Origin of the sequence: Prevotella sp. OH937_COT-195 (genome assembly GCF_003932845.1) — a bacterium.
GTDB lineage: Bacteria > Bacteroidota > Bacteroidia > Bacteroidales > Bacteroidaceae > Prevotella.
Map to the genome: position 1 here is coordinate 1 of NZ_RQZH01000173.1, position 375 is coordinate 375.

At 39.2% G+C, this 375-nt stretch carries 1 pseudogene; it reads right to left on the minus strand.

Going from position 1 to position 375, the window contains the following annotated elements:
* Positions 1-231 (minus strand): annotated as a pseudogene (locus EII32_RS11775) (transposase); the annotation flags it as partial.
* Positions 232-375: the final 144 nt, after the last annotated feature.

Below are 375 nucleotides of genomic sequence, written 5' to 3' on the forward strand. Positions count from 1 at the left end.
AAAGAGACTCTCAAATAATTCCTGCTTGATGTATCCCCTGTCGGCAAACACTTTTCCGTATGGCACTTTTGTAAAAACAGACCATACTCTCTTATCCCTGTCATCTACGTTAGCCGGTGTGAGACAGGACGTTATGATGTCCCCCGTGTCGTTGCAGAGCAGATGCGACTTGAATCCATGACACCACCCCATAGTGCCTTTCCCACTCTTGGCAATCCCCTTAAATAGTTGTTCCTTAAAAAAGGTTTATTTCATTGATTTATAATCAATTATCCTCGTATTTATTTGTCTGTTTCTGCAAGTTTTTGTACCTTTACAGTATAAAACTTGCAGAATTTCATGTTAAAAAGAACCTCCAACCAACTATCATTATTC